The following is a 20,241-nucleotide window of genomic DNA, read 5'->3' as shown; positions in this document are numbered from 1 at the left end:
TGTCGTCGCGAATGCCGGCAACACCGCGGGAGGCCTTCGGCCTCCAGTCGTGATCTGAAGATTCTCCTACAAGATGGCGTGGCACCATGGGTGGAGAAAATCGCTGTTGGAGCGCTGGTTCCCATCGCGACTGGCGCCGATAGGCGCCCGGCGGAGGCCGCGGCGTTATTGGTCATCGCCAGCACCGGCAACACCGCCGGGAGTCCTTCGGCCTCCAGTCGTGAGCTGAAGCTTCCTCCGACAGATCGTGGCACCGTCGGTGGAGAGGATCGATGTTGGATCGCTGGTTCCCATCGCGACTGGCGCCGCCAGGCGCCTCGGCGGAGGCTGCGGCGTTATCCGTTATCGCCAGCACCGGCAACACCGCCGGGAGTCCTTCGGCCTCCGGTCGTGATCTGAAGATTCCTCCTACAACGAGGTAATAGCCTGCCATGGCTGGAAAAAGCAGCTGTAGGAGCGCTCGGTTCGGCGCTCCGAGTCCCCATCGCGACTGGCGCCGTCAGGCGCCTTGGCGGAGGCAGTAAAGGATTCGGGTTCGCTTTTGCTCTTTGGCGTCTTCTTGTCGCGGCTTCCCTGTCCCTGGGGTCAATCCAGGTCGGTGCGTGCCATGAATACCGAGACCAATGCCTCGATGCCCGCCTGGTCGGTGGCGTCGAAGCGCCCGCGCCGAGGGCTGTCCAGATCGAGCACGCCCCACAGGCGGCCCCCGGTCACGATGGGCACGACCAGTTCGGAGCGGGAGGCAGCATCGCAGGCGATGTGGTCGGCAATGGCGTGTACATCCTCGATGCGCTGGGTCTGGTGCGTGCGGGCGGCAGCACCACATACCCCCTTGTCGAAGGGAATGGGGTTGCAGGCCGGTTTACCCTGGAAGGGACCGAGGGTCAGCACGCGATCCCGGCGCTGAAGATAGAAGCCGGCCCAGTTGAGTTCCGGTATCGCCTCCATGATGAAGGCGCAGGTCTGGGCGCTGTTGGCCAGCCAGTCGCGGCTGTCGAGAAGGGCTTCGAGCTGCTGGCCCAGCAGGGTGTAGTCAGGCGGGGACGATGCCATGGGGACTCCTGTGCTCGAGTTGAAGTATGGCCTGGACGGCACTACGTTTCGGAAAGGGATGTTCGTAGATCGATCAGGAGGATTGAGTATGCGAGTCGTTGCCGATGTCAATGTCACCCCCCTAGGAGCAGGAGCCTCTCTCTCTTCTCACATCGCGGCCTGCGAGGATGTGATCGAAGAGGCAGGCCTCAACTATCGCCTCCATGCCCATGGTACCAATCTCGAAGGGTCGTGGGAGGAAGTGATGCGTGTCGTTCAGCGCTGCCATGATGTCCTGCACGAGAGAGGAGCGCCTCGTGTCGACAGCACGCTGCGAATCGCCACTGCCACGGACAAGGATCAGACTCTGGAGGGGCGGATCGACAGGGTCGAAGGCAAGATCAAATGACTGGACCGCTGCTACGAAGCAAACGGGCCGACGCAATGCGTCGGCCCGTTGTCGTTACCTGAGCTGTTACACCAGCTTTTAGGAATCGCTGAACAAATCGCCGAGCGAGATGATGCGCAAGGCGCCCGGCGCACAGGAACCGGAGCATATGGGGTATATGTGAGGATTCCGCGCACCGCGCAACGCAGCGATTCGCTCGTGTAGGCATTTCTGCAGCGTTTCCTTTACTGCCAGCCGGGCACGGCACCACCATCAAACAGTTCCAGTGCCTTGGCGGCGACCTCGTCGCTCTGGTAGGCCGATACCAGCTGCTGGATCTCCTCACGCTCCTCGTCGCCGCTGCGCACGGCGATCAGGTTGACGTAGGGGGACTCGGGGCCCTCCTTGATCAGGGCGTCATCCAGGCTCAGGCCGGCAGGCTGGGCGAAGGTGTTGTTGATGAAGGCCAGATCCACATCGGGCAGGACCCGCGGCAGCTGGGCCGCTTCGATCTCTCGGAAACGGTAGTTGTGCGGGTTGTCGATCACGTTGACCGGGGTCGCCTCGAGGTTCTCCGGGTCGTCCAGCTCGATCAGGCCGGCGTTGTGCATGAGGATCATCGCGCGGCCACCGTTGGTGGGGTCGTTGGGCAGCGCGATGATGGCACGCTCCGGCAGCTCTGCGATGTCGGTGTGCTTCTCCGAATAGGCACCGATGGGATAGACGAAGGTGTAGCCGGCAACCGTCAGGTCGTAGCCGCGATCATCCACCATGCTCTGCAGGTAGGGCTCGTGCTGGAAGGCGTTGGCATCCAGGCTGCCGTCGGCCAGGGCGGCGTTGGGCGAGACGTAGTCGGTGAACTCGATGATCTCGACCTCGAGATCGTAACGCTCGCTGGCGATCTGGACGGCCACTTCCATCACCTCGGATTCGGGGCCGGACATGGTGCCGACCTTGATCGAGCGTGTCTCGGTGGCATCGTCTCCGCCGCAGCCGGCGATCAGGGTGGCGCCGACCAGTGTGGCGGCGCCGAGCAGGCGGGTCAGGGTGACTTGCATGTAACCTCTCCTTCCTTTTAGGGGACTTCTCTTACTTGCGATCCGATTTGCGCACCAGGTAGTCGCCCAGGCTCTGGAAGCCCTGGACCATGACCACCAGGATCGCCACGGTGATCAGCATGACGGTGGGGTTGAAGCGGTTGTAGCCGTAGCGGATGCCCAGGTCGCCCAGGCCGCCGCCGCCCACGGCACCGGCCATGGCCGAATAGCTCACCAGGGTCACGATGGTGATCGTCAGGCCGGTGATGATGCCGCCGCGGGCCTCGGGCAACAGCACCTTGGCGATGATCTGCCCCGGCGTGGCCCCATGGACTGGGCGGCCTCGACCAGCCCCGGCGGAATCTCGTTGAGGGCACCCTCGACCAGCCTGGCCACGAAGGGAATGGCGGCGATGGTCAGCGGCACGATGGCGGCATTGGTGCCGATGGAGGTGCCGACCACCATGCGGGTGAAGGGGATAATGGCCACCATCAGGATGATGAAGGGGATGGAGCGGCCGATATTGGTGACGATGCCAAGCGCCTGGTTCAGGGCAGGGCGGGCTAGTATCTGCCTCGGCCGCGTGACGTACAGCATCACGCCCAGCGGAACGCCGAACAGCGCCGCGAGCAAGCCGGAAACACCCACCATGTAGAGCGTATCCAGGGTGGCCTTGATGATGAGATCAATCATCGCGCTGGACATGGCCGAGCACCTCCACGTTCAGATCATGGGATTCGAGATAGTCGATGGCCTGGCGCGTCTTCTCGGCCGGGCCCAGGAGCTCGGCGATCATCAGCCCCAGGGTGCGCTCCTGGATCGATTCCACCTTGGCCTGGAGAATGCTGACGTCGACTTCGCAGTCCCGGGCGAGGCGCGAGATCAGCGGGGTGGAGACGGCATCGCCGGAGAACGTCAGGCGCACCACCGGATGGGTGTGCTCGCCGGGCTCGGCTTCCAGGCGCTCGACCAGCCCCTTGGGCGGTTCCAGCTGCAGGAAGTCATTGAGGAATTCACGGCCCAGCTGCGTGCCGGGGGCAGTGAAGAAGTCACCCACATCGGCTTCCTCCACCAGCTCGCCGTCGGATATCAGGCTGACCCGATGGCAGATCGACTTGACCACCTCCATCTCGTGGGTGATCAGCAGGATGGTCAGGCCCAGCGTCTGGTTGATGTCCCGCAGCAGCTCCAGGATAGAGCCGTGGTCTGGGGGTCGAGGGCGGAGGTCGCCTCGTCGCACAGCAATACCCGCGGCTCGCTGGCCAGGGCCCGGGCGATGGCGACACGTTGCTTCTGGCCGCCGGAGAGCTGGGCGGGGTACTGGCTGATCTTGTCCGTCAGTCCGGTGAGCTCGAGCAGCGGCATCACGCGCTCGCGGATGGCGGTGCGCTTCATGCCCATCAGCTCCAGGGGCAGGGCGATATTGTCGTACACGTTGCGCGTGGTCAGCAGGTTGAAGTGCTGGAAGATCATGCCGATACGATGGCGAGCCCGGTTCAGGGCCGAGGCGGAGAGGCGAGTCATCTCCTGCCCGTCCACCGTCACGCTGCCGCTGGTGGGGCGCTCCAGCAGGTTGACGCAGCGAATCAGGGTCGACTTGCCGGCCCCGGAAAGGCCGATCACGCCGTGGATGCTGCCCTGGGGCACATGGAGGTTCGCGTTCTTCAGGGCTTCGACGACCTTGACGTGGCCTCGAGCGCCATCCTTGTGGCCGCCCTTGATATGGTAGGTCTTGGAGACGTTGCGTAAAGTGATCATCTGGCTTCCACTGACAGGCCGTTTCATTGCGGGGCGAGCAGTGGGGTGCCCAAAAAAAGGCCACCCTGACGGGTGGCCATCAACGCTGGACACACCCTTTTAGCTGCACTTCATGTCGAAGAGCGCTCGAAAGCACTTTCGCCATGGGCGCCCGCAATCCGGGTACAAATCGGCGCCTTTAAATGTGACGGCCAATGCTACGACCAAAGACGTACGCTGTCAATCGGGGTGGTGATTCTTGCGCAGGGATGGGTCATGAGGCAGCAAGATTCGCTGTGAGGGGTTGGAATTGCCTGTCTTTTTCTGGCTTGAGTCCGGAGGGTGGGAAGACGCCGGATAGACGCGAGCCCCGCGACTTCCTACACTGCCAGCCCTGTCTCAACCCCTATCTCAACCTCCCGCCCGGGAGCTGCACGAGGAAACTCCATGTTCACAGGTATCGTTCAGGGCACGGCGGAAATCGTGGCGATCGAGGAGGCCGAGGCCTTCCGTACCCATGTCGTGGTTCTTTCCGATGAGCTGCGCCAGGGGCTGGAGCCCGGTGCCTCCGTCTCTCACAACGGTGTCTGCCTGACCGTGACGGCCATCGAGGGCGAGCAGGTCCGCTTCGATCTGATGCGCGAGACACTGAAAGTGACCAACCTGGGCGCTCTTCGGGTGGGGGATCGGGTCAATATCGAGCGGGCGGCGCGCTTCGGTGACGAAATCGGCGGGCATGCCATGTCCGGTCACGTCATGGCCATGGCCGAACTGGTTGAACTGGACGAGGCCCCCAACAACCGCCGGCTCTGGTTCGAGGTTCCCCACGGCCTGGGCCGCTTCCTCTTTGCCAAGGGTTATATCGGTGTCGACGGCATCAGCTTGACCATCGGTGATGTTCGAGCCGCCAACGTCGACCATGGCCCACGATTCTGCGTCGACCTGATACCCGAGACGCTGGCACGCACCATTCTGGTGGATCGTGTGCCCGGTGAACGGGTCAATATCGAGATCGATCCTCAGACGCAGGCGATCGTTGAAACCGTGGAGCGCGTGCTGGCCGCCCGTGGGGCTTGATGGCAGCGTTCGATTGACCGTTTCGTCAAGTTTCCGTTGGTGGGGGCGCTGGTAGATGGCCTGGCGTTTGCTTAAAAAGGGAAGAGCGAAACGAAAAGAGTGAGAAAAGCGGTCCGTGGCGGCAAGGATCGCCTCGCATCACAGGCCACCTTTGGGTACCATGTGCCGCTTTTCTCGCCCTCCCTGGACGATAACCAGAACAAGTGCGCAGGAATGCCTCCAATGCTGAATAAACTGATCGACAATCACTTCAAGCTGACCGAGCACAATACCAGCGTGAAGACCGAGGTCATTGCCGGGATCACCACCTTCCTGACCATGGCCTACATTATCTTCGTCAACCCCAGCATTCTCTCCGAAGCGGGCATGGACTACGGCGCCGTCTTCGTGGCGACCTGCCTGGCGGCAGCCGTCGGCTGTCTTATCATGGGGCTGTGGGCCAACTATCCCATCGCCCAGGCGCCGGGCATGGGACTCAACGCCTTCTTCACCTACGGCGTGGTGCTGGGCATGGGCTATACCTGGGAGGCGGCGCTGGGTGCCGTGTTCTTCTCGGGCTTCTGCTTCTTCCTGCTGAGCATCTTCAAGATCCGTGAATGGATCATCAACTCCATTCCGCTCTCGCTGCGTCTGGGCATCGCCGCCGGCATTGGCCTGTTCCTGGCGATGATCGCGCTGAAGAATGCTGGCATCGTGGTCTCCAACCCGGCGACTTACGTGGCGCTGGGCGATCTCTCCGAGCCGCCGGCCATCTATGCGCTGCTGGGCTTCTTCGTCATCACCGCCATGGCCTACCTGAAGATCACCGGCGCGCGTGATGATCGGCATCCTGGGGATCACCGTGCTGGCCATCGTGCTGGGCCATAACGAGTACGGCGGGATGATGTCCATGCCCCCCTCCATTGCGCCGACCTTCATGGCCATGGACCTGATGGGCGCGCTGGATATCGCCATGCTCAGCGTGATCTTCGCCTTCCTGTTCGTCGACCTGTTCGATACCTCCGGCACACTGGTGGGCGTGGCGCATCGCGGTGGCCTGCTGGACAAGGACGGCAAGCTGCCGCGCCTGAATCGCGCCATGATGGCCGACAGTGGGGCCTCCATGGCCGGTGCCGCGCTGGGCACCTCGACCACCACCAGCTACATTGAATCCACGGCAGGCATCGCTTCCGGCGGGCGCACCGGGCTCACCGCCGTGGTCGTGGCGGTGCTGTTCCTGATCAGCCTGTTCTTCGCGCCGCTGGCGGGTTCGATTCCGGCCTATGCCACCGCCGGAGCGCTGCTCTACGTGGCCGTCCTGATGGCCGGCAGCCTGGCCCACGCCAACTGGGAGGATCCCACCGATGCCGCACCGGTGCTGATCGCCGCCCTGGCCATGCCGCTGACATTCTCGATCGCCGAAGGGATCGCGCTGGGCTTCATCAGCTATGCCGCGATCAAGGCACTGTCAGGACGTTTCCGGGACCTCAATCCGGCCGTGGTCATCCTGGCGATCCTGTTCGTGCTGAAATTCCTGTTCCTTGACTGATCATCCTCCTCACCGAGAGCTGCAATGAGTATCTACGGCGACTACATCAAGTCCGTGATCCGAACCGTCCCCGACTGGCCTCAGCCGGGGATCAACTTCCGCGACATCACCCCGCTGCTGCAGAACAGCTCGGCCTTTCGCAAGCTGATCGACAGCTTCGTGCATCGCTACCAGGACATGGAACTCGATGCCATTGCCGCCATCGACGCCCGTGGCTTCATCATCGGCGCGCCGGTGGCCTACGAGCTCGGCTGCAGCTTCGTACCGGTGCGCAAGAAGGGCAAGCTGCCGTTCAGGACCATCAGCGAGACTTATACGCTGGAATACGGCAAGAGCGAGGTGGAGCTGCACTCCGATGCGTTCCGACAGGGGGACCGGATACTGCTCATGGACGATCTGATCGCCACCGGCGGCACCATGCTGGCCGCCGCCAAGCTGATCACCCGTTCCGGCGGTCAGGTGGTCGAGACCGCCACCATCATCGACCTGCCCCAGATCGGTGGGTCAAGCAGGATCCGCGAAGCCGGCTTCGGCGTCTTCTCGGTCTGCTCCTTCAATGAAGACGAGTGAGGAAGCCATGAGCAACCGGTATCACCAGCACTTCACCGTCTCATGGGACCAGCTTCATCGCGACGTCCGTGAGCTCTGCCATCGGCTGGTGGAGCGTGACTTCAAGGGTATCGTCGCCATCACCCGGGGTGGACTCATCCCGGCGGCGCTGATCGCCCGCGAGCTCAACGTCAGGCTGATCGACACCGTCTGCATCAGCAGCTACGACCGCATGAGCCAGGGCGGGCTCGAGGTGCTGAAGGGCGTCGACCATGACGGCGAAGGTTGGCTACTGGTCGACGACCTGGTCGATACCGGCAAGACGGCACGCAAGGTGCGCGAGATGATGCCCAAGGCGCACTTCGTGACCGTATACGCCAAGCCGGAGGGGCGCCCGCTGGTGGATCAGTATCTCACCGAGGTGGCCCAGGACTGCTGGATCCAGTTCCCCTGGGACATGGGCATCGCCTATGTGGAACCCCTCGTCGATCAGGTCAAGCGCTGAGTCATGAACTGCCCGTTGCCCGACAGCTGGTGCCGGTGGCTCGGTGACGAGTTCCAGGCGTCCTACATGCAGTCGCTGCGCGATTTCCTGGCCGCCGAGAAGGCGGCCAGGAAGGTTATCTACCCGCACTCGTCCAACTGGTTCCGCGCCTTCGAGCTGACTCCGCTGGATCGGGTCAAGGTGGTGATCCTGGGTCAGGATCCCTACCACGGCCCCGATCAGGCCCACGGCCTCTGCTTCTCGGTTCGCCCCGGCGTGCCCGTGCCGCCTTCGTTGAAGAATATCTACAAGGAACTGGCTGACGATGTGGGTTTCCGGCCGGTGGCTCACGGCACCCTCGAGCCCTGGGCCCGGCAGGGGGTGCTCCTGCTCAATACCTCGCTGACGGTGGAGCAGGGCAGTGCCGGCTCCCACCGTGGCAAGGGTTGGGAAACCTTTACCGACAGCGCCATCGCCACGGTCAGCGCCCATGCCGAGCCGAGCGTCTTCCTGCTGTGGGGGAGTCACGCCCGCCAGAAAAAGGCGCTGGTCGATACCGGGCGTCACCTGGTGCTGGAGTCGCCACATCCTTCACCGCTTTCCGCCCACCGGGGATTCTTCGGCAATCACCATTTTTCCCGGGCCAATGCCTTCCTCGTGGAGAATGGACGCGAGCCGATAAACTGGCAGCTGCCGGAATCGCCCGAATCCGCGCCTTAACCTCAACGGCGGATGAAGGTAGAATGCCTCCGCCCGCCCACCCGTCGCCTGAGAGGTCTGCCCATGAGTGTTCATGCCATCAACCATCCACTGGTCCAGCACAAGCTGGGATTGATGCGCGAAGCGGGCATCAGCACCAAGAGCTTTCGCGAGCTTGCCGGTGAACTGGCCAAGCTGCTCACCTACGAGGCGACCCAGGATCTTGAACTCGAGACCCAGGAGATCGACGGCTGGAGCGGCAAGCCCATCCCGGTGAAGCTGCTCAAGGGCAAGAAGGTCACCATCGTGCCCATCCTGCGTGCCGGGCTCGGCATGCTCGATGGCGTGACCGATCTGATTCCCAGCGCACGCGTCAGCGTGGTCGGGCTCTACCGCGACGAGGAGACCCTCGAGCCGGTTCCCTACTTCGCCAAGTTTGCCGGAGATCTCGACGAGCGCATGGCGCTGGTCATCGACCCGATGCTGGCCACCGGCGGCACCATGGTAGCGACCCTCGACATGCTGCGGGATCGCGGCTGCAAGCACATGAAGGTCATCGTGCTGGTGGCGGCGCCCGAGGGCATCAAGCGTGTGCAGGATGCTTACCCGGAGGTCGAGATCTACACCGCGGGAATCGACGATCATCTCGACGAGAACGGCTATATCGTTCCCGGGCTGGGTGATGCTGGAGACAAGATCTTCGGCACCCGCTAGTTTTTCCTGATTACGCATAAGACTCAGCAGGCGCCTGGTGGAGGACGCTATCGCTAGTGATGGCCGCGAACATTGGCAACACCGCCGGGAGTCCTGCGGCCTCCAGTCGTGAGCTAAAGCTTCTCCTACAGCGCGGCAGCCCCGTTGGTAGAGAAGACAGCTGTAGGAGCGCTGGTCCCCATCGCGACTGGCGCCGCCAGGCGCCTCGGCGGAGGCCGCCACGCTGGTGATGGCCGCGAACATTGGCAACCCCCGCCGGGAGGCCTGCGGCCTCCAGTCGTGAGCTGAAGCTTCCTCCAACAAGGGTGTGGCACCGTTGGTGGAGAAAGCAGCTGTAGGAGCGCTCGGTTCGGCGCTCCGAGTTCCCATCGCGACTGGCGCCGTCAGGCGCCTGGCGGGGCTGATCATGATGAGGAAAGCAGTTGGCCTGCGCCCGCCGCCCCTGAGATCGCGATCCAGGGGCGTTTTTCTGGCCAGGACGCCTTCGACAAACCGCAACGAAACAAGAAGGAAACATTCCCATGAACGAACAAGCGGCGGCGGCTCAGACGCCGGTCGATTCCCTGCCCAAGACCCTGCTGACCGGGGCTCAGATGCTCTTCGTCGCCTTCGGCGCGCTGGTGCTGGTGCCGCTGCTCACCGGCCTCGACCCCAGCGTGGCACTGTTCACCGCCGGTGTCGGTACGCTGATCTTCCACGGCGTCACCCGTGTCACGGTGCCGGTCTTCCTGGCTTCGTCATTTGCCTTCATCGCGCCGATCCAGGGGTCGGTGGCCAGCTTCGGTGTCTCGGCGACCCTGGGGGGCCTGATGGCGGCCGGTGTCGTCTATGTGTTGATCTCCCAGGCGGTGCGGCTGAAGGGTACCGGCTGGCTGCATCGACTGCTGCCGCCGGTCGTGGTGGGGCCGGTGATCATGGTGATCGGCCTGGCCCTGGCGCCGGTGGCGGTGAGCATGGCCACCGGCGAGACCAGTGACCACATCGGCTACGGCCCGGCGATCTTCCTCTCCATGGCCAGCCTGCTGGTGACCCTGGTGCTGGCGGTTTTCGGTCGCGGCCTGCTGCGATTGATCCCCATCATGGGGGGTATCGTCAGCGGCTACGCGCTGGCGCTGCTGATGGGGGTGGTGGATTTCTCGCCGGTGTACGATGCCGCCTGGCTGGCGATTCCCGGCTTTACGGCACCCAGCTTCCACTGGGCGGCGATCCTGTTCATGATCCCCGTGGCCATCGCGCCGGCGGTGGAGCATATCGGTGACATGGTGGCCATCGGTTCGGTCACGAAGAAGAACTACCTGGAGAAGCCGGGCCTGCACCGCACCCTGCTGGGTGATGGCCTGGCCACTTCCACGGCGGCGCTCTTCGGAGGGCCGCCCAACACCACCTATTCCGAGGTGACAGGGGCGGTGACCCTGACCCGGGCTTTCGATCCCAGGATCATGGTGGTCGCCGCCTTCATCGCCATTCTGCTGGCTTTCGTCGCCAAGCTGGGGGCCTTGCTGCAGACCATCCCGGGACCGGTCATGGGCGGCATCATGACCCTGCTGTTCGGCTCCATTGCCGTGGTGGGCATGAACACCCTGGTGCGCGCCGGCCACTCGCTGACCGCCCCGCGCAACCTGGTGGTGGTATCGCTGATCCTGGTCTTCGGCATCGGTGGCATGCAGTTCGGCGGCGGCCAGTTCACCCTCCAGGGCGTCAGTCTCGCCGCCCTGGTCGGCATCGTGCTGAACTGGGTGTTGCCCGGCGCCGAAGAGGAGGAGTGAGGCCGGCGCCAATCAGGCGTGGTGAACCTCCCTGCCGCCTTCGGCAAAGGTCGGCGGGGAGTTGGCGCTGACGATGATACACTCCTCGTCGCCGATGTTGCGGAAGCGATGGGGCAGCCGCGAGTCGAAGTAGTAGGCGTCCCCGGCGCCGAGTACCCGAGCCTCTCCCGCCACGGTGATCTCGATCTCACCCGAGATTACCACGCCACCTTCCTCGCCTTCGTGCTCCAGCATTTCCGAGCCGGTATCGGCGCCCGGAGGATAGCGCTCGTGGATGATCGAGATGCTGCGTTCCGGGCGACGTGCCGCCACCAGCCGCCAGGAAAGATTGCCGTCGCCGATCTCGGTGAGTTCGTCCGCGGAGTAGAAGGCGCGGGGCGGCGCGGGCTCGTCGCCGGCGAAGAAGGCGCTGATCGAGACTGGCAGGGCGTCGAGAATCTTCTTGAGCGAGCTCACCGAGGGGCTGACGCTGTTCTGCTCGATCAGCGAGATGGTGCTGTTGGTGACGCCGGCCCGTTTGGCCAGCTCACGCTGCGAGAGCTGACGTGCCTTGCGCAGTTCGCGTAGCCGAGTACCTACATTCAATGCTTCCATCATCCGCTTCCGTCGGGTCCGTTCGATTTGTTTGACATATCATACCCGTTGGCGATCCCTTGCATAACCATCGGGCGTGACTCGTATCATGGTAAGCCCCGTCCGCGGCGGCTCGCCGTGGCACCGTGGAGCCGGCTAGTGCATCATGGGAATCATTCCGAAATGTGCAGCAGGAGCGAAGATGAACCCGAGGCACGACGTGACAGGACTGATCCTGGCCGGTGGTCAGGGGCGGCGCATGGGTGGTCGGGACAAGGGGCTGGAGCCTTTCGCCGGTAGGCCGCTGGTAACCCATGTGCGCGAGCGTCTCGAGGGCAGGGTGGCCAACGTATGGATCAATGCCAATCGGCATCACGAAATCTACCGCAGCCTGGCCGATCGGGTGGTTGCCGACATCGAGGGTGACTACCAGGGCCACTGATGGGGATATACACCGGCCTGCGTACCGCCGAGACCCCCTGGCTGCTGGTGGTACCCTGTGATACCCCGGCGCTCCCCATGGATCTCGTCGAGCGCATGGTGGCGGGTATCGGTGAAGGAGATATCGCCGTGGCCCATGACGGTGAGCGCCTGCATCCGGTGGTGGCACTGCTGCGGGTTTCCCTGGCCGATGACCTCGAGGCGGCCCTGACCGGTGGCGAGCGCAAGATCGATCGCTGGTACGCTCGCCATGACTGGTATCGTGTCGACTTCAGCGACTGTCCGGCAAGCTTCGCCAATCTGAATACCGAGGAAGACAAGCAGCGTCTCCAGGCGCGCCTTGACCAGGAGGCCCAGACCGGATGAGTGCCGTGATCCACGCCCCTCTGCCGCTCGATGTCGGATTGCCACTGCTGGGCATTGCGGCCTGGAGCGGAACAGGCAAGACCACGCTGCTGGAGCGGCTGCTGCCGGCCTTGACCGCGCGTGGCCTGCGTGTCGCCGTGATCAAGCATGCGCATCACGCCTTCGAGGTCGACCAGCCGGGAAAGGACAGCCACCGGCTGCGAATGGCGGGGGCATCGCCCATGCTGGTGGCCTCCCGGACGCGCCTGGCACTGATGATGGAAACGCCGCACCAGGAGGAGGCCGACCTGGCGACACTGATCGAGATGATACGTCCCCAGCGTCCCGACCTGGTGCTGGTGGAGGGCTTCAAGGCCTGGCCGCTGCCCAAGCTGGAGCTGTACCGTGAGGAGGTCGGCAAGCCCCTGCGGGTCGCCGAGGACCCCTGGGTGAAGGCGGTGGCCAGTGCCACACCGCTGACGTTACCGACGGGGGTCGAATCGCTGCCCCTCGATGACCTGGCGTCACTCGTCGACTGGGTGGCCGCCTGGCCGGCTCGCTGGCCCACGGAGCGCTCGCCGCGGGAGGTGCTCGCACCATGAGCCTCTCCTGTTTCGACTTCGGCGAGCGCATGCTGACGGTGGACGAGGCGAGATCTGCCGTTCTCGAATTGGTGCCGCGCCCTCTGGGCGACGAGTGGCGGCCCCTGACGCTTCTTCACGGCCGGGTCCTCGCCCAGTCCCTCGTCTCGCCCATCGACGTGCCCCAGAACACCAACAGTGCCATGGATGGCATTGCCCTGGCCTGGCCCGAAGCCGTTGCCCGGCGCCCCGATGGCTGGATGCTGGCGGGTGAGGTGCTGGCCGGTCATCGGCATGAGTCACCGCTGGCAATCGGCGAGTGCGTGCGGATCACCACGGGTGCGCCACTGCCGCCGGGGGCCGATACGGTCATCATGCGCGAGCAGATCGACCTCCATGAGAACCGGGTTCGAGTGATCCATCCCGAGTCGGTGCGCAGGGGGCAGAACGTACGCCTGGCCGGCGAGGACATTGTCCGAGGCGCCGTCGCCCTTGCCGCCGGCACCCGGCTGGGTGCTGCCGAGCTGGGCTTGCTGGCGTCGCTGGGCATGGCGCAGGCCCTTGTCCGTCGGCGGCCCCGGGTGGCCGTCTTCTCCACGGGAGACGAGGTCACCCGCCGGGCGAACCGCTGCCTTCAGCCGGAATATTCGACGCCAACCGTTTTGCTCTGGCAGGCTGATCGCCGAGCACGGAGGGGAGGTTTGTGATCTCGGCATCCTGCCCGATGATCGCGAGGTCATGATCGCCGCCCTGGCCGACGCCGCGCAGGATGCCGATCTGGTCATCACCAGCGGCGGCGTTTCGGTGGGCGAGGCCGACCAGGTTCGCGCGGCGCTGGCGGCGGTGGGGGAGCTGGGGTTCTGGAAGATTGCCATTCGTCCCGGCCGGCCTCTGGCTTGCGGGCGGCTCGGTGCCCAGGGTACGCCGTTCCTTGGCCTGCCCGGGAATCCGGTGGCGGCTATGGTCACCTTCCTGCAATTCGTGGCGCCGATGCTCAGGCAGCTTCAGGGCTGCCCCAACACCGGACCCCTGTCGGCTCACGGCCCTGGCGGAGTGCGACCTGCCAAGCCGGAGGGGGCGCGTCGATTTCCTGCGGGGCGTCTTTCACTGCGATCCCCGCGGGCAGCTCCACGTCCGCAGCACTGGCCACCAGGGGTCTGGCATTCTCTCTTCCATGGTGGCCGCCAACTGTTTGATCGAGATTACCGCCGACTGCGAGACCATTGCGCAGGGTGAGGCCGTCACCATACAACCGTTTGCTGATATCTGCCGAGGCAACCCTTCATGACACTGACCCATCTTAATCAACGTGGCGAAGCCCATATGGTGGACGTCGCCGACAAGCCGGAAAGCCGCCGTGAGGCGAGCGCTTCCGGCTATATCCAGATGAAGCCGGAAACGCTGGCGTTGCTCAGTGAAGGTGGCCTGCCCAAGGGTGACGTGCTGGCGACGGCCAGAATCGCCGGCATCCAGGCAGCCAAGCGGACCCATGAGTTGATCCCTCTGTGTCATGCATTGGCACTGTCCAAGGTCAGCATCGCATTTCGCCTTGACGAGGCCGCGTCTCGGGTCGAGGTGAATGCCACTTGCCGGCTCAACGGCCGCACCGGTGTCGAAATGGAGGCCTTGACCGCCGTTTCAGTGGCCTGCCTGACGCTTTATGACATGTGCAAGGCGGTGGACAAGGACATGGAGATCGGCGGTATCCACCTCGACACCAAGACCGGGGGCAAGTCCGGGGACTATTACCGTGACATGACCGCCGCACCGGCACCGATCGTCACCGGTGAGGGGGTGGTGGGTCAGGTCTCCGTGGGGACGCGCTGCGATATCGAGAACCCGTGTCTGCGGGTCAAGTTCCTCGCCGAGCTGCGTGAACGACTTGGTGTGAGCGAGCTCTCCCTGCCGCTGGATAGCCTCGAAAGTGCCGATGTGGGCGGCTTGAAGGCGGCACTGGTCCAGCGGGACAAGCGCTTCGCACGCCTCTCCGAGGGACGCGTCCTCTGTGCCGTCAACCAGGTAATGGCGCTGGACAGTACGCCCATCACCAATGAAGATGAAATCGCCTTCTTTCCACCGGTCACGGGGGGCTGATATGGTGCAGGAAGCCAAGGTGCAGGTTCGGCATGAGCCCTTCGATGCGGGAGTTGAGCAGCAGCGATTGCTGGCAGATCGTTCCGATATCGGTGCCGTGGTCAGCTTTACCGGCCTGGTGCGCGACTTCAATGAGCGCCCCGACGTCACGGCACTGACCCTCGAACACTATCCGGGCATGACCGAGTCGGCGCTGAGCGACATCGTCACCGAGGCCGAGATGCGCTGGCCGCTTCAGGGTGTCCGCCTCATTCATCGTGTTGGACGCATGACGCCGGGAGATCCTATCGTACTGGTAGTCGTGGCCAGCGCACATCGCCGCGAGGCCTTCGAGGCCTGTGATTTCATCATGGACTATCTCAAGACCCGTGCACCGTTCTGGAAAAAGGAGCACAGTGTCTCGGGCGACTACTGGGTCGCAGAACGCGAATCCGATCATCAGGATGCCAGCCGCTGGGAGGGCGATAATGACAACAGCCTCTGAGCTGATCGACGACTTTGGCAGACGTGTCCGTTATGTGCGCATCTCCGTGACGGATCGCTGCGACTTTCGCTGCGTCTATTGCATGAGCGAGGAGATGACCTTCCTGCCACGGGCCCAGGTTCTCACGCTGGAGGAGCTGGGGACTGTGGCGCGGGCCTTCGTGGAAATGGGGGTGGAAAAGGTACGCCTCACGGGGGGCGAACCCCTGGTCAGACGAGATATCGACCGCCTCGTCGAGGACATTGGTAGCCTGCCCGGGCTCAGGGATTTCGCCATGACCACCAATGGGGCCGGCCTGGTAAAACATGCCCAGCGCCTGCGGGATGCGGGGCTCAAGCGGCTCAATATCAGTCTCGATACCCTCGATGTCGAGCGTTTTCGTCAATTGACCCGAACCGGTGATCTGGGCCGTGTGCTGGACGGCATCCGCGCGGCAAAGGCGGCAGGCTTCGAGCGCATCAAGCTCAATGCCGTGGTACTCAAGGGACGCAATGACGACGAAGTGGTTGATCTGGTCGACTTCGCTCGCGCCGAAGGGCTCGATATCAGCTTCATCGAGGAGATGCCGCTGGGCGATGTCTCGGACCACTCCCGTGCCGAAACCTTCTGTTCCAGCGACGAAGTCCAAGACCTGATCGAGGCGCGTCACCCGCTGATTCCGACTACGGAGTCCACGCTGGGCCCGTCGCGTTACTTTCGCATGGCAGACAGTGACTCGAGAGTGGGATTCATCTCACCGCACAGCCACAACTTCTGTGCGACCTGTAATAGGGTCAGGGTGACCGTCGAAGGCCGGCTGTTGCTCTGCCTGGGTAATGAACATTCCGTCGATCTGCGTGCCGTACTTCGCCGTCATCCCGGCGATATCGACGCCTTGAAGAAAGCCATCGTCGAAGCCCTGCCCCTCAAGCCCGAGCGCCACCATTTTACGACCGACGGCGATGTTCAGGTTGTGCGCTTCATGAACATGACGGGCGGATAACTCCCCCCTTATCCTTTTTTTTCGCAGCTAATTTCAAGTAAAAAGTCGCAACTCCGCTTGTTCATTTCTTGCCAATTGGTCATCACCACATATACTTTTGACGAGTAAGCCATTCAGCTTGCTCGTTGAATTATGTATGGAGGAGGCCAATGTCCAGCGAAACCCTGGAGCGCATCGCCCGTAACAAGAACGTGGCTCGTGCTGCCGCTCGCCAGTTGAGCATGGAGCAGTTGAATAAGCTCTCCGATGTCATTGGTGAGGTAATCGAGCAGAAAAAAGAAGAAGACAAGCTTCGCGAAAAGGAGGAGGCGGACAAGGAGCGGAAGCTGGCCGAGATCCGCGAGGCCATGAGCGATGCCGGCCTTTCTGTGGAAGATCTCGTGGGTGAGCCGCCGCGTCGTAAACGTGGGCGTCCACCGAAGAAGAACGCAGGGGCTCATGATCGCTCAGTAGCCGCTTTACCTGGCGATTTGGCACGTGAGGTGCGGGGGGGCTTGAGCTATCTCCCTCGTGCCCTTTTCCGCCTGGCTTGACGCACGGTCAGTCTTTTTCACCAAATGCCGGGGCTTCCACCGCCAGTAACTGGAGATGTATATCCGGCAACTGGCGCAGGTGATCCGCCAGCCAGGATGTCAGCATGGGCTGCAGTGCCAGGCGCAGATCCGCCAGGCTTTCGGCGTGTAACTCCTCCAGTCGTTCGTCCAGCCAGTCGGCGAGGGCATCCTCATCAAGCGCGCTGACTCGGTGTGCATCCAGCATCAATCGTCCGATTCGTGTCCAGCCCGGGCCGGTCGATGCGATCGGCAGTGCGAGATGCAGAATGCCGTGACGAGAGGAACCACGTTCGGCGGCCAACCCCGGCAGTGGCGTGACGGCATTCTGGCTGACGATGCAAGGGCGCTGGGGGTGGCGAGCCTCCAGGGTAAGTCCATCGGCATCCAGGCGAATCAGGTCGCCATTGACAGGGGCAAGCGGCGCTTCGATACCGAGGGTTTCGGCGAGCGCTCGATGGGCGCGCTGATGCTGGGGTTCCCCATGTACCGGCAGAAGGTGTTTCGGTTTGATCCAGCCATAGAAGATACGCAGCTCCTCCTGGGCCGGATGGCCGGAGGCATGCAGTTCCGGATGATTGAATTCATCCCAGATGGCGACACCGAGACGCCTGAGTCCATGTTTGAGGCGTTCGATCTGCGGCTCATTGCCGGGAATCGCCTTGGCCGAGAAGATCACGGTATCGCCCGGGTTCAATTCGAGGCTGCTGTGCCTGTCGTTGGCCAGGCGGCTCAGCGCCGCGCGAGGTTCGCCCTGGCTGCCGGTGGCGATGACCAGCACCTCTTCCGGGGGCAGATAGCCGAGGTCTCTGACCGGGACCAGCGGTGGCATGTCGTCCAGATAGCCAAGACCGCGAGCCACTCCCACCATGCGCTCCATGGCCCGCCCCATCAGGCTAACCCGGCGGCCACAGCGTTCAGCGGCCAGCGCAATGGCCAGCACCCTGGCCAGGTTGCTGGCGAAGCAGGAGACCACCACCCGCCCGGTGCACTGGTTTAGCCGATGCTCAAGGGCACGCGCCACTTCTCCCTCGCTGCGCGAGTGGCCGGGGAGGGGGGCGTTGGTGGAATCCCCCACGACCAGATCCACCGGCGCCAGGGCCTGGAAAAGGGAGCCCTTCACGGGGTGGCCGATCAAGGGTTCGGGGTCGAGCTTCCAGTCGCCGGTATGGAGCACTCGATAGCCACCCGCGGCGATCAACAGTGCACAGCTCTCCGGTATGGAGTGGGTCAGTGGCAGGTAGCGCAGGGTGAAGGGCCCCGTTTCCAGCGCCTCCCCCGGGTCGATCACCTGGATGGCATCGGTGGTCAGGCCGCGCTCGGTGAACTTGGCCCGGAGCAGTCCGGCCGCCAACGGAGTGGCATGCACCGGACATTGCCACCTTGGCCATAGCCAGGCGGCGGCACCGATATGATCTTCATGGCCATGGGTGATGATCAGGGCGGAGGGCGTAATCCCCAGGCGTCGGCGGTATCCAGGCTGGGAACCTGAAGCGGGCTATCGGGAAGGTCCTGGCGGATCATCATGCCGCAATCGACGGCGATCCATTCGTCGGCATGACCGTAGAGCCCCAGGTTCATGCCTATCTCACCACAACCGCCCAGTGGCAGGAAATGAAGCGGTTTTCTACGGCGCGGGCGAATGGTGGCGCTGGATGCAATCATCGGCACTTCATGTTCTGGCAATGGAATCTTCACTATACGGGATCGTCGCGGCCTATCACAATGCAGGCTCCAGGGCCCCCGTATCCCTTTTCGACGTGTCTCGTGCCCGCGAGTTCGCTACAATGCGCGCTCTCCGATCCACGCTCAGCAAGTCGATGGTTGCCCATGTCACACTACTACCGTCTGGTCGTCTCCTGTCCCGATCGCCGCGGCATCGTGGCCCGTGTCTCCGGCTTCATTTCCGGCCATGGCGGCTCCATCACCGAGGCGAGCCAGCACTCCGACCTGGCGTCGGGCCGCTTCTTCATGCGCTATGAAATCCTTTCCGATTCCATCGCCATGACGGGGGACGAGCTGCGAAACGCTTTTGAACCGGTGGCGCGGGAATTCGAGATGGACTGGGCGCTGCGCGATACGCGCCGGCGGCAGCGTGTAGTGGTCATGGTGTCACGTGAATCCCACTGCCTGGTGGACCTGCTCTACCGCTGGACCGCCGGGGAGATGGAAGGCGACATTGTCGGCGTGATCTCCAACCATCCCGACTTGCGGGGAATGGTGGAGTGGCATGGGCTGCCTTATTTTCACGTGCCCGTTGATGCTGTCGACAAGGCCGCAGCATTTGCCGAGATGGAGGCTCAGGTGGAGGCGCTGGAGGCCGACACGGTGGTGCTGGCGCGCTACATGCAGATTCTGCCGCCCAGCCTTTGCCAGCGTTACGCCGGTCGGGTGATCAATATCCATCACAGCTTCCTGCCGTCGTTTGCCGGCGCGCGCCCGTATCATCAGGCCCACGACAGGGGGGTCAAGCTGATTGGGGCCACCTGCCACTATGTGACCGAGGAGCTGGATGCGGGCCCCATCATCGAGCAGGACATCCATCGGGTCAGTCACTGTCATACCCCGGGGGATCTGGTTCGGTTCGGCCGCGATGTCGAGAAGGCCGTGCTGGCGCGGGGGCTGCGCTGGCATCTGGAGGATCGCGTGCTCATCCACGGCAACAAGACGGTCGTCTTTGCCTGAGCCTGCAAGCAGGAGGCGAACATGTCGTTTTCCGAGCCATGCTGGCGCCCTGGCTGTTGATCGCCTGCGGTGTGCTGGCGCTGGGCGTCATGGGCCTGGCCCTGGCCCAGCGGCCCTGGGCGACGCTGCTTGCGGACAGGGCGTTGCAGCACCGCTGGCTGGCGGCAACCGTCGCCGTGGTGTTGCTTTGGCAACTGCGCGCCCAGGCCGTGGACTGGCTGACGCTGCACCTGATCTTCACGGCGCTGCTCACGCTGATCTTCAAGGCGCCCCTGGCGATGATCACCAACCTGCTTGCCAACCTGGCCCTGGTCCTCCTCGGCAAGACTGCCTGGCCGCTATTGGGGATCAACGTGCTGATTACCGGTGTGATACCCGTTGTCATCACCGTGATAGTCTGGCGCCTGGTGGATCGGCGCCTGCCGGACAACCTGATGGTCTTTCTCTTTGTCTGCGGCTTCTTCGGCGCAGCGCTTGCCACACTCGGCACCGGC

At 63.6% G+C, this 20,241-nt stretch carries 19 protein-coding genes and 6 pseudogenes; 19 read left to right on the top strand and 6 right to left on the bottom strand.

Annotated features, from left to right (window positions below; translation table 11 throughout):
• Positions 1-585: 585 nt before the first annotated feature.
• On the bottom strand, positions 586-1,053 hold the full coding sequence (locus tag Q427_RS16850) for a GAF domain-containing protein (RefSeq protein ID WP_043516051.1): 468 nt from the start codon (positions 1,051-1,053) through the stop codon (positions 586-588).
• Between the two features lie 88 nt (positions 1,054-1,141).
• Here Q427_RS16850 and Q427_RS16845 point away from each other — a divergent pair, with 88 nt between their 5' ends.
• Positions 1,142-1,441: an MTH1187 family thiamine-binding protein gene (locus Q427_RS16845; RefSeq protein WP_043516048.1), complete on the top strand. Its 300-nt coding sequence runs from the start codon at positions 1,142-1,144 to the stop codon at positions 1,439-1,441.
• Between the two features lie 224 nt (positions 1,442-1,665).
• On the opposite strand, the gene Q427_RS16840 is transcribed toward Q427_RS16845, so the two are convergent.
• The 3 genes and pseudogenes from Q427_RS16840 to Q427_RS16830 all read right to left on the bottom strand — a co-directional run bounded on the left by Q427_RS16840 (position 1,666) and on the right by Q427_RS16830 (position 4,215).
• Positions 1,666-2,478: a MetQ/NlpA family ABC transporter substrate-binding protein gene (locus tag Q427_RS16840; RefSeq protein ID WP_043516046.1), complete on the bottom strand. Its 813-nt coding sequence runs from the start codon at positions 2,476-2,478 to the stop codon at positions 1,666-1,668.
• Between the two features lie 31 nt (positions 2,479-2,509).
• Positions 2,510-3,162 (bottom strand): annotated as a pseudogene (locus Q427_RS16835) (methionine ABC transporter permease).
• Positions 3,143-4,215: pseudogene (locus Q427_RS16830) on the bottom strand (methionine ABC transporter ATP-binding protein). Before Q427_RS16830 ends, Q427_RS16835 begins: the two co-directional pseudogenes overlap by 20 nt.
• 426 nt (positions 4,216-4,641) lie before the next feature.
• Between Q427_RS16830 and Q427_RS16825 the strand changes: the two are divergent.
• From Q427_RS16825 to Q427_RS16795, 7 genes and pseudogenes are all read left to right on the top strand, one after another.
• Positions 4,642-5,271 carry a riboflavin synthase gene (locus Q427_RS16825; RefSeq protein WP_043516044.1) on the top strand — a complete coding sequence of 210 codons (630 nt, stop codon included), beginning with the start codon at positions 4,642-4,644 and terminating at the stop codon, positions 5,269-5,271.
• Between the two features lie 222 nt (positions 5,272-5,493).
• Positions 5,494-6,799: pseudogene (locus Q427_RS16820) on the top strand (NCS2 family permease).
• 24 nt (positions 6,800-6,823) lie between these two features.
• The gene (locus tag Q427_RS16815) at positions 6,824-7,369 is read left to right on the top strand and encodes an adenine phosphoribosyltransferase (protein WP_043516042.1); all 546 of its coding nucleotides are present in this window, start codon (positions 6,824-6,826) and stop codon (positions 7,367-7,369) included.
• A gap of 7 nt (positions 7,370-7,376) precedes the next feature.
• A complete protein-coding gene (gpt, locus tag Q427_RS16810) occupies positions 7,377-7,853 on the top strand; it encodes a xanthine phosphoribosyltransferase (protein WP_043516040.1) in 477 nt (158 codons plus the stop codon).
• Positions 7,854-7,856: 3 nt separating this feature from the next.
• Positions 7,857-8,552: a uracil-DNA glycosylase gene (gene ung, locus Q427_RS16805; RefSeq protein WP_043516038.1), complete on the top strand. Its 696-nt coding sequence runs from the start codon at positions 7,857-7,859 to the stop codon at positions 8,550-8,552.
• Between the two features lie 63 nt (positions 8,553-8,615).
• On the top strand, positions 8,616-9,245 hold the full coding sequence (gene upp, locus Q427_RS16800; protein ID WP_043516037.1) for a uracil phosphoribosyltransferase: 630 nt from the start codon (positions 8,616-8,618) through the stop codon (positions 9,243-9,245).
• Positions 9,246-9,766: 521 nt separating this feature from the next.
• On the top strand, positions 9,767-11,011 hold the full coding sequence (locus tag Q427_RS16795; RefSeq protein WP_043516035.1) for a uracil-xanthine permease family protein: 1,245 nt from the start codon (positions 9,767-9,769) through the stop codon (positions 11,009-11,011).
• Positions 11,012-11,023: 12 nt separating this feature from the next.
• Here Q427_RS16795 and Q427_RS16790 read toward each other — a convergent pair whose 3' ends face one another.
• Entirely contained in the window at positions 11,024-11,605 is a 582-nt protein-coding gene (locus Q427_RS16790) for a cupin domain-containing protein (protein ID WP_043516058.1), read from the bottom strand.
• Between the two features lie 181 nt (positions 11,606-11,786).
• Between Q427_RS16790 and mobA the strand changes: the two are divergent.
• The 9 genes and pseudogenes from mobA to Q427_RS16755 all read left to right on the top strand — a co-directional run bounded on the left by mobA (position 11,787) and on the right by Q427_RS16755 (position 17,044).
• Positions 11,787-12,391: pseudogene (mobA, locus tag Q427_RS16785) on the top strand (molybdenum cofactor guanylyltransferase MobA).
• Complete coding sequence (gene mobB, locus Q427_RS16780; protein WP_043516033.1) at positions 12,388-12,972, top strand: molybdopterin-guanine dinucleotide biosynthesis protein B; 585 nt, start codon at positions 12,388-12,390, stop codon at positions 12,970-12,972. Before mobA ends, mobB begins: the two are co-directional and overlap by 4 nt.
• Positions 12,969-13,658 (top strand): hypothetical protein, encoded by a 690-nt coding sequence (locus Q427_RS36365; RefSeq protein ID WP_331280648.1) that lies wholly within the window; start codon positions 12,969-12,971, stop codon positions 13,656-13,658. Before mobB ends, Q427_RS36365 begins: the two co-directional genes overlap by 4 nt.
• Positions 13,597-13,890: pseudogene (locus Q427_RS36360) on the top strand (molybdopterin-binding protein); the annotation flags it as partial. The gene Q427_RS36365 and the pseudogene Q427_RS36360, both read left to right, overlap by 62 nt.
• A complete protein-coding gene (locus tag Q427_RS36355; protein WP_331280649.1) occupies positions 13,862-14,239 on the top strand; it encodes a hypothetical protein in 378 nt (125 codons plus the stop codon). The pseudogene Q427_RS36360 and the gene Q427_RS36355, both read left to right, overlap by 29 nt.
• Positions 14,236-15,045 carry a cyclic pyranopterin monophosphate synthase MoaC gene (gene moaC / locus Q427_RS16770; RefSeq protein ID WP_043516031.1) on the top strand — a complete coding sequence of 270 codons (810 nt, stop codon included), beginning with the start codon at positions 14,236-14,238 and terminating at the stop codon, positions 15,043-15,045. Before Q427_RS36355 ends, moaC begins: the two co-directional genes overlap by 4 nt.
• A gap of 1 nt (position 15,046) precedes the next feature.
• On the top strand, positions 15,047-15,529 hold the full coding sequence (gene moaE, locus Q427_RS16765; RefSeq protein ID WP_043516029.1) for a molybdopterin synthase catalytic subunit MoaE: 483 nt from the start codon (positions 15,047-15,049) through the stop codon (positions 15,527-15,529).
• Positions 15,513-16,511 (top strand): GTP 3',8-cyclase MoaA, encoded by a 999-nt coding sequence (moaA, locus tag Q427_RS16760; protein WP_043516026.1) that lies wholly within the window; start codon positions 15,513-15,515, stop codon positions 16,509-16,511. The genes moaE and moaA overlap by 17 nt, the downstream gene beginning before the upstream one ends.
• A 149-nt stretch (positions 16,512-16,660) precedes the next feature.
• A complete protein-coding gene (locus Q427_RS16755; RefSeq protein ID WP_155833599.1) occupies positions 16,661-17,044 on the top strand; it encodes an H-NS family histone-like protein in 384 nt (127 codons plus the stop codon).
• Between the two features lie 7 nt (positions 17,045-17,051).
• Here Q427_RS16755 and Q427_RS16750 read toward each other — a convergent pair.
• Positions 17,052-18,643: pseudogene (locus tag Q427_RS16750) on the bottom strand (ribonuclease J).
• Positions 18,644-18,892: 249 nt separating this feature from the next.
• Between Q427_RS16750 and purU the strand changes: the two are divergent.
• The gene (purU, locus tag Q427_RS16745) at positions 18,893-19,747 is read left to right on the top strand and encodes a formyltetrahydrofolate deformylase (RefSeq protein WP_043516023.1); all 855 of its coding nucleotides are present in this window, start codon (positions 18,893-18,895) and stop codon (positions 19,745-19,747) included.
• Positions 19,748-19,785: 38 nt separating this feature from the next.
• The coding region (locus Q427_RS16740) for an energy-coupling factor ABC transporter permease (RefSeq protein WP_043516053.1) at positions 19,786-20,241 on the top strand (456 nt) is incomplete at its 3' end.

The sequence above is a fragment of the Halomonas sp. BC04 genome, from assembly GCF_000568385.1.
The sequence above is the reverse complement of the archived record's forward strand: the minus strand, read 5'-3'. Positions and strand labels throughout refer to the sequence as shown.